This window comes from Orenia marismortui DSM 5156, from assembly GCF_000379025.1.
Taxonomy (GTDB): domain Bacteria; phylum Bacillota; class Halanaerobiia; order Halobacteroidales; family Halobacteroidaceae; genus Orenia; species Orenia marismortui.
Genome location: NZ_KB900617.1, coordinates 1,198,475 through 1,214,009 on the forward strand (window position 1 = coordinate 1,198,475; position 15,535 = coordinate 1,214,009).

Annotated in this window: 13 protein-coding genes, 1 pseudogene and 1 riboswitch; of the genes and pseudogenes, 3 read left to right on the forward strand and 11 right to left on the reverse strand. The window is 31.0% G+C overall.

Annotated elements, in window-relative coordinates; genetic code table 11:
* Nucleotides 1–63 precede the first annotated feature (63 nt).
* The 6 genes from OREMA_RS0105385 to OREMA_RS0105410 form a co-directional block, all read right to left on the reverse strand.
* A complete protein-coding gene (locus tag OREMA_RS0105385; protein WP_018248258.1) occupies nt 64–1,179 on the reverse strand; it encodes an ABC transporter ATP-binding protein in 1,116 nt (371 codons plus the stop codon).
* Nucleotides 1,180–1,200: 21 nt separating this feature from the next.
* Nucleotides 1,201–2,193, reverse strand: a complete 993-nt coding sequence (locus OREMA_RS0105390; RefSeq protein WP_018248259.1) for a LacI family DNA-binding transcriptional regulator — start codon at nt 2,191–2,193, stop codon at nt 1,201–1,203.
* Between the two features lie 264 nt (nt 2,194–2,457).
* Complete coding sequence (locus OREMA_RS0105395) at nt 2,458–3,471, reverse strand: LacI family DNA-binding transcriptional regulator (protein ID WP_018248260.1); 1,014 nt, start codon at nt 3,469–3,471, stop codon at nt 2,458–2,460.
* A gap of 218 nt (nt 3,472–3,689) precedes the next feature.
* The gene (locus OREMA_RS0105400; protein WP_018248261.1) at nt 3,690–5,405 is read right to left on the reverse strand and encodes a phospho-sugar mutase; all 1,716 of its coding nucleotides are present in this window, start codon (nt 5,403–5,405) and stop codon (nt 3,690–3,692) included.
* 217 nt (nt 5,406–5,622) lie between these two features.
* Nucleotides 5,623–5,736: a MetS family NSS transporter small subunit gene (locus OREMA_RS18810; RefSeq protein ID WP_018248262.1), complete on the reverse strand. Its 114-nt coding sequence runs from the start codon at nt 5,734–5,736 to the stop codon at nt 5,623–5,625.
* A gap of 103 nt (nt 5,737–5,839) precedes the next feature.
* Nucleotides 5,840–6,760: a SpoIID/LytB domain-containing protein gene (locus OREMA_RS0105410; protein WP_018248263.1), complete on the reverse strand. Its 921-nt coding sequence runs from the start codon at nt 6,758–6,760 to the stop codon at nt 5,840–5,842.
* A gap of 107 nt (nt 6,761–6,867) precedes the next feature.
* Nucleotides 6,868–6,947: riboswitch (Fluoride riboswitch) on the forward strand.
* A gap of 68 nt (nt 6,948–7,015) precedes the next feature.
* Here OREMA_RS0105410 and OREMA_RS0105415 point away from each other — a divergent pair.
* Complete coding sequence (locus OREMA_RS0105415; RefSeq protein WP_018248264.1) at nt 7,016–8,218, forward strand: cation:proton antiporter; 1,203 nt, start codon at nt 7,016–7,018, stop codon at nt 8,216–8,218.
* A 55-nt stretch (nt 8,219–8,273) separates the two neighbouring features.
* Here the strand turns inward: OREMA_RS0105415 and OREMA_RS0105420 are convergent, their stop codons facing one another.
* From OREMA_RS0105420 to OREMA_RS0105440, 5 genes are all read right to left on the reverse strand, one after another.
* Complete coding sequence (locus OREMA_RS0105420; RefSeq protein WP_018248265.1) at nt 8,274–9,431, reverse strand: D-alanyl-D-alanine carboxypeptidase family protein; 1,158 nt, start codon at nt 9,429–9,431, stop codon at nt 8,274–8,276.
* A gap of 14 nt (nt 9,432–9,445) precedes the next feature.
* Entirely contained in the window at nt 9,446–10,888 is a 1,443-nt protein-coding gene (gene yabN / locus OREMA_RS0105425; protein WP_018248266.1) for a bifunctional methyltransferase/pyrophosphohydrolase YabN, read from the reverse strand.
* A gap of 1 nt (nt 10,889) precedes the next feature.
* Nucleotides 10,890–12,506, reverse strand: a complete 1,617-nt coding sequence (locus OREMA_RS0105430) for a putative polysaccharide biosynthesis protein (RefSeq protein ID WP_018248267.1) — start codon at nt 12,504–12,506, stop codon at nt 10,890–10,892.
* A gap of 319 nt (nt 12,507–12,825) precedes the next feature.
* Complete coding sequence (spoVT, locus tag OREMA_RS0105435; RefSeq protein WP_018248268.1) at nt 12,826–13,380, reverse strand: stage V sporulation protein T; 555 nt, start codon at nt 13,378–13,380, stop codon at nt 12,826–12,828.
* Between the two features lie 223 nt (nt 13,381–13,603).
* Nucleotides 13,604–14,854, reverse strand: coding sequence for an RNA-guided endonuclease InsQ/TnpB family protein (locus OREMA_RS0105440; protein WP_018248269.1), 1,251 nt, complete (start codon nt 14,852–14,854; stop codon nt 13,604–13,606).
* 98 nt (nt 14,855–14,952) lie between these two features.
* On the opposite strand from OREMA_RS0105440, the gene OREMA_RS19020 reads away from it, so the two are divergent.
* Together OREMA_RS19020 and tnpA are read left to right on the forward strand one after the other, a co-directional pair.
* Nucleotides 14,953–15,096, forward strand: a complete 144-nt coding sequence (locus OREMA_RS19020) for a hypothetical protein (protein WP_018248270.1) — start codon at nt 14,953–14,955, stop codon at nt 15,094–15,096.
* A pseudogene (gene tnpA / locus OREMA_RS17205) lies at nt 15,074–15,521 on the forward strand (IS200/IS605 family transposase). The gene OREMA_RS19020 and the pseudogene tnpA overlap by 23 nt, the downstream one beginning before the upstream one ends.
* Nucleotides 15,522–15,535: the final 14 nt, after the last annotated feature.

Here is a 15,535-nt window from a genome sequence, read left to right on the forward strand (position 1 = left end):
CTAAATCTACGAGGCACACATAAAAATCGAGGAAGAATTCTTCCTCGATTAATAAAGCTATAATTAGATAATTGCTTCTTCAGTTTCAGCATCAAAGATATGCATTTTATTAAGATCAAAAGCAAGCTTCATAGTATCTCCAACTCTTGCTTTACTATGAGGATCAACTATAGCTACTATTGTTTGACCTCCAACACTAACATGTAAATTAATTTCAGATCCCATTGGCTCTACAACCTCTACAACAGCCTCTACAGTATCTACATTATCTACATTTCCTTCTACAGTTTCAGGATCGATAATATCTTCAGGTCGAATTCCAAAAACTACTTCTTTATTAAGGTAAGTTTGTAATTCTTTCATAGCTTGAGACATATCTTCAGGAACAGTTAATTCAAAGCTATTACCTACTAATACCAATTCTTCTCCTCTAGATTCAATTCTACAATCTAAGAAGTTCATTGCAGGACTACCAATAAATCCAGCAACAAACATATTATTTGGCTGATTATAAAGTGTAATCGGATCATCTATTTGTTGAATAACTCCTTCTTTCATTACAACAATACGGTCTGCTAAAGTCATAGCCTCAATCTGATCATGAGTTACATAGACAGTAGTTGTTTGTAATCTTTCATGTAACTTACTTAACTCAGCTCTCATCTGTACTCTTAATTTAGCATCTAAGTTTGATAATGGCTCATCCATTAAGAATACCTTTGGTTCACGAACAATAGCACGCCCCATTGCTACACGTTGACGCTGACCACCAGATAATTCTTTAGGCTTTCTATCTAATAAAGGTTCTATACTTAATACTTGAGCAGCCTCTCTTACTCTTCTATCAATTTCTTCTGAATCAAATTTTCTTAATTTAAGACCAAAAGCCATATTATCATAAACATTCATATGTGGATATAGTGCATAGTTTTGAAATACCATAGCAATATCTCTATCTTTAGGAGCTACATCATTAACTATTCTATCTCCTATATAAAGTTCTCCACCAGTAATCTCTTCTAATCCAGCAACCATTCTTAAAGTAGTAGATTTAGCACATCCAGATGGACCAACTAAAACCACAAATTCTTTGTCTTGAATTTCAATGTTTGCATCATGTACAGCATGAAAACCATTTGGGTATACCTTGTTTACATTTTTTAAAGTTACCTTTGCCATTAAAAATTCCTCCTTAAGTATTTAGGTAGATTTTCTAACTATCAGCTTACTAGCTAATATTTCAATCTTTTCTTCAACTTCTTCTTTGTTAATTAAAGAAAAGAGCTTTCTAACAGAATTAGCACCCAATTCATACATAGGCTGTGATACTGTTGTAAGAGCTGGTTCAATAACTGATGTTACAATAGTATCTTCAAAACCAACTACAGCAATATCATGAGGAATCATATATCCTCCCATTTTAATTGCCTCTATTACACCAACAGCAATTAAATCATTGGCTGCAAAGATAGCGGTAGGGACTTCATCTGAATCTAATAATTCTAAAAAGCCTTCATAACCACTTTCTCTGCTCCAATCTTTATGAATAACTAGCTTTGGATTATAATCTATATTATAATTTTTTAAAGCTTGTTTATAACCTTGTAATCTGTTTTGTGATTGTAAATTATCTTGTGGACCATTAATTAAAGCAATCCTTTTATGACCTTTTTCTAACAAATGAATAGTTGCATCAAAAGCACCTGTAGCATTATCAATAACTACAGAAGGAATCATCACCTCTTCAACTAACCTATTTGCCAATACAATTGGATAATTAGATAATCCTAAATTAATAATCTTATTATTAGCTAATCCATATCCTAAAAATATAATCCCAGCTATTTTATTAGCCTGTAGCCAATCTATATAATTTTTTTCACGCTCTTCATCGCCATCAGTATTACACACTATCACTTGATACCCTTCTTTAGCAGCAATATCCTGAATGGCTCTTGCAGCTTCAGAATAGAATAGACTGGAGATGTCAGGCAATAATAAACCAATCATATTACTTTCTTGCTTAGCTAGATTTTGAGCAAGTTGATTCGGCTGATAATTATATTTTTCAACTAGCCTTAGTATTTTCTTTTTAGTCTTAGCTCCCACTCCAGGTTTATTATTAATAGCCCGTGAAACGGTAGACTCTGAAACTCCTATCATTCTAGCAATATCTTTCATTGTAACTCCCATATTATCCTCCTTATAGCAAACGCAACCGCTTGCGTGAATTGGATAATAAAAAAGAACCTACTACCCCCTAATAATGGCGTAACAAGTTCTTGTGTTCTTATATGCTTATACTTATTATCTTGATTCTAATTATAACACAACTCTTATTAAATGACAAGCCTTTACAAAAATATTAAATCAATTTTTAGGAAATAAACAACTACATAATTATATATATGTCTTTTGATGATCAATATTCCATACAATTACTTTGGTGTCAAAAAATTATATTCTCGAACAAGAATCCCTTACTACTAAATTTGGAACTAATTCTCTTTTTATTATTTCATTCTGCTGTGAATTAATTGATTTCATCAACATCTCAACACCTAATTCTCCCATTTCAGACATAGGCTGTGCTATAGTTGTAAGATCTAAATGTTTAGATAACTCAATATTGTCATATCCAATTAAAGAAAAATCATCTGGAACAGAATAACCAGCTTCCTTAATTGCTTTTAATGCTCCAATAGCTTGAATATCTGAAGCAGTAAAAATAGCAGTAGGTAGATTTTCTTTAGTCTCCTCTAGTATTTCTTTCATAAGATTATATCCTGATTCTTCATTAAAATCACCAATTTTAATCAAATTATCATCAATTTCAATATTAGCTTCTTTTAAAGCCTCCTTAAAACCTCTTAATCTCTGTTTCCCCTGCCTACAATCCATACATCCATTAATAAAAGCAATTCTTTCATGACTCAAACTGATTAAATAATTAACAGCCTCTTTAGCACCTTCTATATCATCTACAAAGACAGAGCTATTACTCTCTTGCAAATCATTTACCAGAACCAGAGGTACTTTAACACTTTTAAATTTGTTAATCTCTTCTTCAGTCATCTGCATAGTAATTGCTAATACACCATCTACTCTTCTCTCACTTAAAATTCGATCAATATAATTCTCTTTGCGAGTTATGTCGTAAAAATCCCCTGCACTAACAGTATATAAGACTAAATCCATATTATATTTCTTTAACCCCTGCTGAACTCCTTTTAATACTTCCATAAAAAAGTGACTAGTAAAATTAGAAATTAAAATTCCAATAGAAGCAGTTTTTTGTAAAGCCAAACCTCTTGCCATAGCATTTGGCTGATAATTTAACTTTTTTATAACTTCTAACACTTTATTTCTTGTCTCTTTACTAACTCGAGCACTATTATTTAATACCCTAGATACAGTTCCTATTCCTACTTCAGCTAACTCAGCCACATCATATATAGTAACATTTCCCATAATAAGCTTATCCCCCTCTTTTTCTTCTTTACAAAAAGACCACAATTACCTCAATAAAAAACCGTAAACCTTAAAACTTATATAAGCAATCATAATAATTATATAAAATTTTTTGCTATTACTCAATAATTATCTGTAAAACGAAAATCCCAACAGTAAAATTAGTATTAAACATAAAAAACGAGGGCAATATTGCCCTCGTTTTTTATGTTTAATGCCTATTTTGTTAATTTCATTACAGACTCCTTTAAAGAAGATAACTTATCTTCTGCTTCTTCATTACTATCACCTGTAACCGAGAAATAAAATTTAATTTTTGGTTCTGTACCAGATGGCCTTACTGTTACAAGACTATTATCAGCTAATAAAAATTGTAATACATTAGATTCTGGTAAATCAATTTCACTTTCTTCTCCATTAACTAAGTCATACTCTTTACTTAATAGATAATCCTTCTTTACTATTACCTTTTCACCATTAAGCTCTACTGGACTATCTTCTCTTAATGATTTTAGTAACGCAGCTATCTTCTCTTTCCCTTCTTTTCCTGGCATCTTAATAGCTTCTAAGTCTGCTTTGTAATATCCATACTCTTCATAACATCTCATTAATTCTTCATAAATTGAGCTTCCTTTAGATTTATAATAAGCTGCCATCTCTGCCACTAACATAGTAGCTACTATAGCATCTTTATCACGAGCATGAGTCCCGTATAAATATCCATAACTTTCCTCAAATCCAAAAATATATTTTTTATCATACTTACCTTCTTCAAACTCTTTAATCTTTTCACCAATATATTTAAATCCAGTTAAAGTGTCCATTACACCTAAACCATATTTTTCAGCAATTGGTCTAATCATTTCTGTAGTTACAACTGTTTTAATAACTACTCCATTTTCAGGTACCCTTTCTAAAGAATTAACTATATACTCAGTTAATAAGATTCCAACTTGGTTTCCATTTAAAAACTCCCATTCACCATCAGTATTCTTAACAGCAATACCTACACGGTCTGCATCTGGATCATTAGCCATTACTAATTCTGCATCCTTCTCTTCTGCTAACTTAATTCCTAAATCAAATACTGCTGGTTCCTCTGGATTAGGATAAGATACTGTAGAAAAATTAGGATCTGGCTGCTCTTGCTCTTTTACTACATGTAAATTTTTAAATCCTAATTCATCCAAGACTCTTTGTACAGGCATATTTCCTGTTCCATGTAATGGTGTATAAACAATATGTAAATCATTAGCTACTTTTTTGATGCTTTCAGGGTTTAAAGATAAATCCTTTAAAGTTTTTATGTACTTATCATCCATTTCTGGTTTTATAATTTCAAATAAACCTTGCTCACGAGCTTCTTCTTCAGAGATAGTCTTTACATTATCAAAGCTCTCAATAGCATTAACTTCTCCAATAATACCTTTATCATGTGGAGAAACAACTTGTGCTCCATCTTCCCAATATACTTTATATCCATTGTACTCTGGTGGATTATGACTTGCTGTTACCATAATTCCTGCAGTTGCTCCTAATTCTCTAACTGCAAAAGAAAGTTCTGGTGTAGGTCTTAAATCATCAAATAAATAAGCCTTAATTCCATTAGCAGCTAATACTAGTGCAGCTTCTATTGAAAATTCTCTTGACTTATGTCTAGAATCATGAGAAATAACTACTCCCTTTTCTTTATCTCCATTTTCAGAAATATAATTAGCTAATCCTTGAGTAGCTTTTCTAATTGTATATTTATTAATTCTATTAGTTCCAGCTCCAATTATACCTCTTAAACCACCTGTTCCAAAATCTAAACTAGTATAAAATCTTTCTTCGATTTCTTTTTGATCATTTGCTATGCTTCTTAATTCTTCCTTTGTGTTTTGATCAAAGTAATCATTAGTTAACCATTCTTCATACTTAACTCTATAATCCATAATATCCCCCTTCAGTTTTCACTTCATCTTTTTATCATTATCTAAAAACTATATTAATACTTAACTATTAAAGCATTATATACATAAGTATCAAATTATTATCAACCCATTACTTATATTTTAAAAGGATTAGGAAGTAATTTCAACCTATTTTCTAAATATTTTTTCATATAGAAAAATCAGCAACCTTTAAAGGTTACTGATTTAAAATATAACATTAACCTTTATTTCTTTCTTTTTCTCTTTTAACAACCCTATAAACACAATATCCTAAACCTCCATAAAGTATTACAGAACCAAAAATAAACATTAATATCGCAGAAATAGACATGATAGCACCTCCAAAAGGTTAATAAGTCACTATAAATTTATTTCAAAAACCTACTTAATATATTATTCTAAAATATTCAATTAAATTCATTTAGCCCAACTAATTACTCCCATATTTTCCCTATCTTAATATCTTTAAAATAATGCCTAACTATATCTTCAGGTTTCTTTCCATCCTGAGCCATCTTATAGGCTCCCCATTGGCTCATTCCAACACCATGTCCATAACCACTGCCAGAGAATATGAACTTATTGCCACTCTTCTCGATTGAATTAATTAACGTTGATTTTAATTTATCAGGACCTATAATAGTTCTAAATTCAGCTCCTTTTAATTTCTTACTTCCTTGGTCATGAACTATTTCAATTTCCTCAATTCTACCTGTTTGATCTTTTTTTATTACCTTAATATCCTTTAACTCTTTTGACACCTCACCAGTTTGCTGCAATGCAGCTAAAATATCTGAAAAAGAAATAACCACTCTCCAATTTTGAATATCAGCTGGAGCAGCCCCATCAGGAGACTTTACACTATGAACATATGCTGGTTCATCTTCTTTGTAAGCTAGACCTACTTTAGCACTAGTTGTCTGACCTCCTGCACTTGAGTGAAACCACCCCTGAATATATTGACCATTATAAGTTACAACTTCTCCCCTAGTCATCTTAATAGCTTCTTTTATCTCTGGCGTTATATTTTCTGGCTTATATGCCTGAGCTTCTTCATGCTTAGCACTGATAGTATTATTTCCATTTTCTTTTAAACGTTTTAAAGTAAAAGTTCTAGCAATAATAGCTTGAGCTGCATAAGCATTTTTAGGCCAATCTTTCTTCATTTCTCCAGCTACAACACCAGCTATATAATCTTCTATTTTTATCTTTTTAATATTCCCATCCTTAAGTTTAACTTGAATAGTAGGCTCTTCTTTATATTGTGCTTTCTCCTTCTCTTTTGCACAAGCAGTAAAGATTAGTATAAAAATTATTAATAAAAAATTAATTTTATTAAAATATTTGCGATTCATAAAATTCCTCCTTTTTAGAATAGTATCTCTTCTATTCTATTTAACTATTCATTATTATTCTTGACTTAAAATCTTAAAAGTAATATAATATTAATTGACTTTACATATGAATGAATGGTGATGAAGCTCACCTTGATATTTTTCTTTATCAAAACCGTCTTTATAGACTAATGGCTTCTACTCCCTAGGGAGTAGAAGCCATTTTTTGTTATCTTAACTAAAATTAATTAAAAACAAGTAAATAGGAGGAATTAAATGTTATTAAGTATTGCTTTAATTTTAATAGTTGGTTTGATTTTAGGATTTATTTTTGCTAAATTTAATTTACCAAGCCTAATAGGAATGTTACTTGCAGGAATCTTATTAGGTCCTTCAGGATTTTCTTTGCTAGATGTTAAATTAATAAGCATATCTCAAGAGATAAGGGACTTGGCTTTAATTATCATCTTACTTAGAGCAGGCTTAGGAATTAGTAAAGAAACTTTAAAAAAGATTGGAAAAACTGCTTTTAAATTAAGCTTCATACCTGGCTTGTTAGAAGGAGGGGCAATATTTTTACTTGCCAAATATCTATTTAATCTTAGTTGGCAAGCAGCAGGAATGTTAGCCTTTATTATTGCAGCTGTATCTCCAGCAGTAATTGTACCTTCAATGTTACAATTAATTGAAAAAAAATTAGGTAAAGATAAAGAAGTACCAACTTTAGTCTTAGCTAGCGCATCAATAGATGATGTCTTTGCAATTACTATTTTTAGTATCTTTTTAGGAATTTTTAAAAGTGGAGAAGTTTCTATTGCAAATTCCTTAATTCAAATACCATTTAAAATTATTGGTGGAATAGGCTTAGGATTAATTATTGCTTATCTTCTAAACTTATTCTTTAAAAAATATTCTAACTTAGAGCTAAGCTATCAAACAATTATTTTAATTGTTACAGCTATCTTAACTACAGTTATTGGCAACTACTTCAAAGTAGCCAGTCTACTAGGAGTAATGACTATAGGATATTTATTACTGGAAAAGAACAAAAAATTAGCTACTAATTTATCTTTAGCACTAAATAAATTATGGATTCCAGCTAAAGTCTTCTTATTTGTCTTAATTGGTGCAGCTGTTAAAGTTGAAATCGCTTTAAATGCTGGCTGGTTGAGCATACTTCTTATCTTCTTAGGATTAATAGCTCGAAGTATAGGAGTCTTAATTGCTACTCACAATAGCTATCTTAATCTAAAAGAAAGAACCTTCTGTGTGATAGCTTATTTACCTAAAGCCACAGTTCAAGCAGCTATCGGTGCTGTTCCCTTAGCAAATGGGGTTCCATCAGGAGAATTAATTTTGGCTTTAGCAGTAATGTCAATTGTCTTAACAGCACCTCTTGGAGCTATTGGGATTGATTATTTTGCTCCACAATTACTTTCTCAAAATAAAGATTATAAATTAGAATGTCAACCAGAATAAGAAAAACAGGGCAATTGCCCTGTTTTTCTTATTCTCCATAATCTAAAATTAAATTTTACTTTTTAAAGAATCCCATCACAAAGTCAACTATCCAACGCCATATCAAAGTAAAGAACCCAGCCTTTTCAACATCATTAGATGTTACTAAATCAACCTTTCCTAATACACTACCCTCTTTTTTAAAGATTAGCTTTCCAACTTTTGTACCCTTTTTCACTGGAGCTTCTAAATCTTCACTAATTTTAACCTCTTGTTCAACCATATCTTTAGTTCCTCTTTCAATCATAGCAGAAAAACTTTGAGCAGTTTCAACAGCTACCTCTAATTCTTTTCCTTTTTGCACTGGAACCTTATCTACTTCAATAGCAGAATTAATTAACAAAGCCTTATTAAATGCTCTAAAACCATAATTTAATAATTTTGCAGTTTCTTCCACACGTGCATCAGCACTTTCTGTCCCCATCACTACAGCAATTAATCTCAAATCTCCCCTTGCAGCTGTACCAGCTAAACAATAACCTGCTTTTTCAGTCCAACCAGTCTTTAATCCATCAGCTCCTGGAAAATGACCTAACAAATTATTAGTAGTATAAATAGGATAACTTTTCTTTCTAATATAATCTAAACGCTTACTCGTAAAATCTAATATTTGATTATGTTTAACTAATTCTCTAGCCATAATTGCTATATCAAGGGCACTTGTATGATGGTCACCATGTGCTACAGGAAGTCCTGTTGCATTAACAAATGATGTATGATTCATACCTAACTCTTTTGCCTTATGATTCATCATTCTAATAAAATTATGCTCTGTTCCACCAATATATTCTGCTACTGCAACAGCTGCATCATTGGCAGAAGGTATCATCATAGCCTTTAATAGTTCCTTTAAAGATATCTTCTCCCCAGCTTCTAGCCAAATTTGTGAACCTCCCATAGATTCAGCTAAATCACTTACTGTTACTTGATCACCTAGAGAAACATCTCCTGAATCAATTGCTTCCATTGCTAGTAAAGCAGTCATAATCTTTGTTATGCTAGCCGGTGGTAATTCTAAATTTCCATTCTTATTGAATAAAACTTGTCCTGTTTCAGCATCCATCAATACAGCAGACTTAGAATTTACATCAAACTCTGCCGCCTGAACTGTTACTGCTAAAGATAAAACTAAGATAAACAAAAAGCCACTAAGTATTCTTTTCAATTTCAACATCTTGCTCCTCCCTATCAATTACTTTTAGATTCTTCCCAAAGTAAATCTAACCTTTCTAAAGATAATTCTTCTAAACTTTGATCTTCCTCACAAACTTTATCTTCAATAAATTTAAATCTAGATTTAAATTTATTGATAGTATTTCTTAAACACTCCTCACTATCTATATTTAAAAACCTAGCTACATTAACCAAAGAAAAGATTAAATCGCCAAATTCTTCTTTGATACCATCTAAATTACCCTTCTCTATGCTATCTAATAACTCCTCAATCTCTTCATTAACCTTAGTTATAGCACCGTCTACCTCTGGCCAATCAAAACCAACCTTAGATGCTTTATTTTGAATTTTTTGAGCTTGTATCAAAGCTGGCAGTTGAATAGGAACATCATCCAAAATTGATTCCCTTGTTTCACCTTGCTTCATCTTCTCCTTTTTCTTTATAGCCTCCCAATTTTCTAAAACTTCAGCAGAGTTTTCTACTTCAACTTGAGCAAATATATGAGGATGTCGTCTAAGCATCTTTTCAATGATCTCAGAAATAACATCATAAATATTAAAAGTACCATCTTCTTTAGCAATCTGTGCATGAAATACTATTTGCAATAATACATCTCCTAATTCATTGGCCAAACCAAAAAAGTCTTCCTTTTCGATTCTTTCTATAACTTCATAAGATTCTTCTATTAGGTGCTTCTTTAACGAATGATGATCTTGTTCTAAATCCCAAGGACAACCATCTGAGCTTCTTAAGATCTCCATTATCTCTAATAATCGATTAAATTGCTTTGTATTCTCATTATCTGCTGGTATATATAGTGATGTTAAGTGATCAATCCATGGTAAATGATCTAATTCATAAAGTGATAGTTCCTCTATTCTTTCATCTTCAAGACCTGCTCCTCGCAAAACCTTAACCTTAAAATCATCTGGATATATCTCCATCAAAGTTAACTTAACATTTGATGCTATATTTCTATTATAAACCTGAGTAATAATTGTCGCAATAGAAGGTTCTAAATCTCTCTCTATAAAATTTAACCCATCCAGTACCTTTATACCATTAACAGGATCTATTCCCAATGAGGTAAAGATAGCATCTATAAAGCTGGGCCCTGCAATGACTTTATATTCATTATCAGAAAGCTCATTTGTAATTTGTTGGACTGTATCCTCTGCTACTAAAGGATGTCCAGGCACTGCATAAATTATATCTTTCTTCTTTTTTGTTAAATCTATTATTTTATTACTAATATTACGGTATACCTCAGCAAAGTTTTCACCTTGCTCATAAAGATAGTCAAAACTTTCAAATTCAATATTTTCTTCTTCAAGCTCTTTAACTGCAGGATGATGCTCTGTACGTAAGTATATAACATCAGCATTTTTTAAAGATTTATAAGCCTCTAAAGTCAGTAACTTTAATCCTCCAGCACCTAAACCAATTATTTGTAGCATTTTATCCCCTCACTAATCCTAATTTATCTAATAAATTTGCTAACTTAATTCCAACTTTAGGTATTAGTTTTAAATCATCCTTAGTAATTCCTTTAGTTAATAATAGTATACCTCCATAGATAGTCATACCTATAAAAACTGTACTTAAAGTGTTAAAGCTTAATATAATAAAAGAATCATCACCTAAATAAGTTGAAAGTAGTTTATAGCTTGAAAAAATAGCTATCAACATTATAATTCCAGAAAATAATGGCTTAATAATTAAGTTATTATAATTAAAATCAGGCTTAACAATATTAAAGACTCCTATCATATTTAATAAAGCCGCTAAAGTAAAGCCTGCTACTGTACCTAAAGCAGCACCTCTAATTCCTAAAGTAGGAATTGCTGTTAAAGTATAATTTAATATTATATTTAGTGAAGCTCCAAAAAATAAATTTCTAGCTGGCAACTTAGTCTTACCTACTCCTTGTAAAATACTAGATGTTACCTGTTGCAGGCTCACAGCTATGACTCCAAAAGATACATAACGCAAAGACACTGCCGCCTGTTCATTAGCAAAGATCATCTTGCATAATGGCCTAGCTAAAATAAACAACCCAATAGAAGATGGAATTGACACATATAATGCCAACTTAAAAGCTTTTGATATCCTACTCTTAGTAAGCTTGTCCGAACCTAAAGCATAAGATTCTGAAATAGCAGGGACCAAATTAACTGCTAAAGAAGCTGCTATTACTGTTGGAAAACGTACTAAAGTCATAGCCATTCCATTAAATTGTCCATATAAACTAGTTGCTTCTTCTAAGCTAAAACCAGCAACTTTTAATCTAGGAGTAATCATTGTAGCATCTATCATCCTCATCAATGGTAAAATCAAAGCCCCAATTGTTATTGGAACCGCCAATGAAATAATCTTATGTAATATCTCTTTGACTGGTGGCTTATCTAATTCTGCTCCATTTAATTCTTCCCTATTTGATTGAAATCGATAATAAATAATTAGGACAACAGTTAAACCGGCAACAGAACCAAAAAAAGCACCAGAAGCTGCTCCAGCAGCACCTAATTCTATCCCATAGGGCAATAATAGATAGGCTAATAAAATCATACTAATCATTCTAATAATCTGTTCTACAACTTGGGATATAGCAGTAGGTCTCATTTCTTGATAACCTTGGAAATAACCCCTATAAGTAGCCATAATAGAAACTATAAAAATAGCTGGTGCAATTGACAGTACAGAATAAAAGACTCTGATATCATCTAATAAATAACGAGATATTGGCTTAGCTAACAATGCAATACTTATTGATGCTATTAGACCAAAAACAAAACTAAAACTTAATGCCACTTTAAATATATAATCAGCTATATCTTTTCTTCCTTGAGCTCTTTTTTCAGAAATCAACTTAGAAATAGCAACTGGAATTGCAACAGTAGATACAGTTAAAATAATTGTATAAACTGGATAAGCTTTCTCATAGAGACCAAAGCCTTGATCGCCAATGACTCTTCCTAAAAATGCTCTATATATTAGTCCTAAAAATTTACTAATAAAACCTGCCATAGCTATAATAGCAGTCCCTTTTAGCAAAGTGTTTTTTTGTTTATTCAACTATACTCTCCTTTCCCAAATAAAAAGAAATATCTAAGTAATTACTAAGTTTACCCTCCTAACTATTTATAATAACAAATTTTCAATAATTATGCTACCCTTTTAGCTTAGCTTTTATAGTAGAGTAAGAAACTATATTTATATAATATTACTTATCATAAATAATAAAATGCCCTAGTGGGCATCAATTCTTTATTTATAAACTCTAAATACTCAAATTATTATTTTCTATTTTAGAATAATTTATTATCTAATCAAATCTCTAATATATATTTTGTAATTTATAAAAATAAAGGCGAGCTAAATAGCTCACCAAAAATTAACTTTCCATTTGTTTTGCTAAAAAACCTGCTGCTGTACTGGAGAGTTTTATTTCTAAATCTCCCATGCTAGCCCCATCTTTCTTAGATGCTAATACAACAGCCCCTATTGAGTCTCCTCCCGATATAATCGGTACTATTACTTGAGCTGTAAATATACTATCTTCTTCCCCATAAATTCCTTCACAGAAAATTTCATCAGTTTTCTCATTAATTACTTTAGTTTCGCCACTCTTCATTACCTCTTCTGAAATTGAACTAACGGGTTTATCAATAAATTTATTCTTTTTAGCACCAGCTACTGCTACGATAGCATCTCTATCCAAAACACAGGCCATATGTCCTGTCACTTCAGATAAAGAATCTACATATTCTTGAGCAAACTCACCTAATTCCCCAATTGGAGAATATTTCTTTAGGATTACCTCTCCATCACGATCAACAAAAATTTCAAGAGGCTCTCCTTCTCTAATCCTCATAGTTCTTCTAATTTCCTTTGGAATTACAACTCGACCCAAATCATCTATGCGACGTACAATCCCTGTAGCTTTCATCTTAATTATTTAGTATCCTAAAAAAAAGAATACTAAGTAATTCTCACCTCCCAATTATTTTATTTCCTTAGTACTTCACTATTAGTATATAATTCAATTAAAAATTTTATTCTTATTATACCAACTAATGTAAAAAATCCATTGACTAATTTCGTGAACAACCTCCGAGACAAGCAACGGAGGCTTCAAAAGAAGTTTGAAGTTTAAGTTTCCTCCTAATTCATTAGGATATCCTTATTCTTTTAGGACTTGCCACAAGCCCATTATCCCTAATCTGCTTTAGCATTTTGGGAATACATTTATTTTTTAAGTATTTTCTCATTATATTTAATGAGCCATTTATATCAGCATTGATTAATTTATTGCCTGTTTTGAATAGACCTCTTGCAATTCGTCTAGATTTATCATAGTTAGCTTTATTTAATTTCTCTAGGTCTATGGAACTACAACCTGATGTATAGCTTTCATTGATTAAGACTACTTTAATACCTACTAACTTAGCTTTGTATTTAATCAATTCTACTAATCTTTGAATTGGTATTTGAACAAAAGATTTAAGACTATTACCTTGTTTAATATTCTTCAAATCTCCAATGATGATATTAGATACTTTATTTTCAATTGCTAAGTCGATTATTTTTCTGCTAGCTTTATGAAGGTAGTCTTTGACATAGTTTCTTCTCTTTAATCTAAGGTTTCTAATTTGCTTAGTATCTTTAACTTTGCTAGTCCCTAACTGTTTCATTCTAATTCTTTGGAGTTTAGCAATTTCTTTATTGAAGTAAAGGTTCTTAGATTTAATAGTCTTACCGTTGATAATGTAGCTTTCACTATTGTCTTTAAAAGTTAAGGTAGCTAAGTTATCCAAACCTAAGTCTATTGACATTATGTTAGAATTAGTATTCTCTTTAACTTCTGCAACTTTGTGGATAATCAGTAAATACCATTCTTTAGAGAGTTTATCTTGCTTAATCCTTACCTGCTGGATAGTTTCTAAATTTACAATGCTTTGAACTGCTACTGGCAACTCAAATTTAAGACTTTTTACATCAAATTCAGATTTTATCGTTTTAGCTAAGGATAATAGCAAATGATTATCTCTAACTCTAGTCGCTAAGTTAGTAAAAATTATCTCATTAGGGTTTCTGTCCATATTCTTAAATTTAGGTGGTCTGGGTTGACCTTTATACTTGCTAGGATGTTTCTTATAGTCTTTGATACTAGCAAAGTAACTTTTCCAATCTTGAGCTAACTGTTTTAATGCTTGTTGTCTATTATGACTATGAAGGAAATCGTTGTGCCAATTACTCTTAAATCGCTTTTCTAGTTGAGTATATATAGGTTTTACATCTTCATTATTTCTAACTTCATAATTGACAATATTATATAGTTTTGTTGTGTGCCAACTTAATTCTTTAATTATCTCTAGTTGTTTATTATTAAATTTAGGTTTAAACTTAAAAGCTAATCTCATAGTTTCACCTCCTTTACATTGTTATCTATGTATTTATTATAACATAACATTGACACATAGTCAACTATGTAATATAATTATTTTAGGAGGTGCTTAATATGGCTAGAAAAAATATTAATACTACATTAGAAGAAGAACTATACAAAAAGATTAAGGTATTAGCTATTAAATTAGACAAAAATGCTAATGACTTACTAGAGGAAGGTATGGAATATATCCTTGACAAATACAAAGACAACTAAGCATAGCAAATACAATATTAATTATCACATTGTCTTTTGTCCTAAGTATAGACACCCTATCTTTAAAGATAAGTTAGAATCCAAATTGTTAAGTTGCTTTAAAAAGGTTTGTAGCAATTATGGATATGAACTTATTGAACAAGAAATAATGCCAGACCACGCACATTTATTTATCTCTGCTCCACCAACTGTTGCACCAGTAGGTATAGTTAGAAAATTAAAAAGCATATCTGCTAATCATATATTTAAAACTTTTCCTAACTTAAAGAAAGCTAAGTTTTGGGGTAGTGACTGAATTTGTACGAAGAGTTTTTAAGTATAAAAACTCGTAGGGTTTGTGGAGTAGGGGTTATTATGTTGGTACAGCTGGTAGCGTATCTTCCAAAACTATTCAAAAGTATATCCAAAACCAAAAGAATGTTTAATTTCAAGGTATCGA

Excerpts from the sequence above, each read along its gene's own strand:
- OREMA_RS0105385 (WP_018248258.1), bottom strand. The coding sequence starts at position 1,179 with ATGGCAAAGGTAACTTTAAAAAATGTAAACAAGGTATACCCAAATGGT.
- OREMA_RS0105390 (WP_018248259.1), bottom strand. The coding sequence starts at position 2,193 with ATGGGAGTTACAATGAAAGATATTGCTAGAATGATAGGAGTTTCAGAG.
- OREMA_RS0105395 (WP_018248260.1), bottom strand. The coding sequence starts at position 3,471 with ATGGGAAATGTTACTATATATGATGTGGCTGAGTTAGCTGAAGTAGGA.
- OREMA_RS0105400 (WP_018248261.1), bottom strand. The coding sequence starts at position 5,405 with ATGGATTATAGAGTTAAGTATGAAGAATGGTTAACTAATGATTACTTT.
- OREMA_RS18810 (WP_018248262.1), bottom strand. The coding sequence starts at position 5,736 with ATGTCTATTTCTGCGATATTAATGTTTATTTTTGGTTCTGTAATACTT.
- OREMA_RS0105410 (WP_018248263.1), bottom strand. The coding sequence starts at position 6,760 with ATGAATCGCAAATATTTTAATAAAATTAATTTTTTATTAATAATTTTT.
- OREMA_RS0105415 (WP_018248264.1), top strand. The coding sequence starts at position 7,016 with ATGTTATTAAGTATTGCTTTAATTTTAATAGTTGGTTTGATTTTAGGA.
- OREMA_RS0105420 (WP_018248265.1), bottom strand. The coding sequence starts at position 9,431 with ATGTTGAAATTGAAAAGAATACTTAGTGGCTTTTTGTTTATCTTAGTT.
- yabN (WP_018248266.1), bottom strand. The coding sequence starts at position 10,888 with ATGCTACAAATAATTGGTTTAGGTGCTGGAGGATTAAAGTTACTGACT.
- spoVT (WP_018248268.1), bottom strand. The coding sequence starts at position 13,380 with ATGAAAGCTACAGGGATTGTACGTCGCATAGATGATTTGGGTCGAGTT.
- OREMA_RS0105440 (WP_018248269.1), bottom strand. The coding sequence starts at position 14,854 with ATGAGATTAGCTTTTAAGTTTAAACCTAAATTTAATAATAAACAACTA.
- OREMA_RS19020 (WP_018248270.1), top strand. The coding sequence starts at position 14,953 with ATGGCTAGAAAAAATATTAATACTACATTAGAAGAAGAACTATACAAA.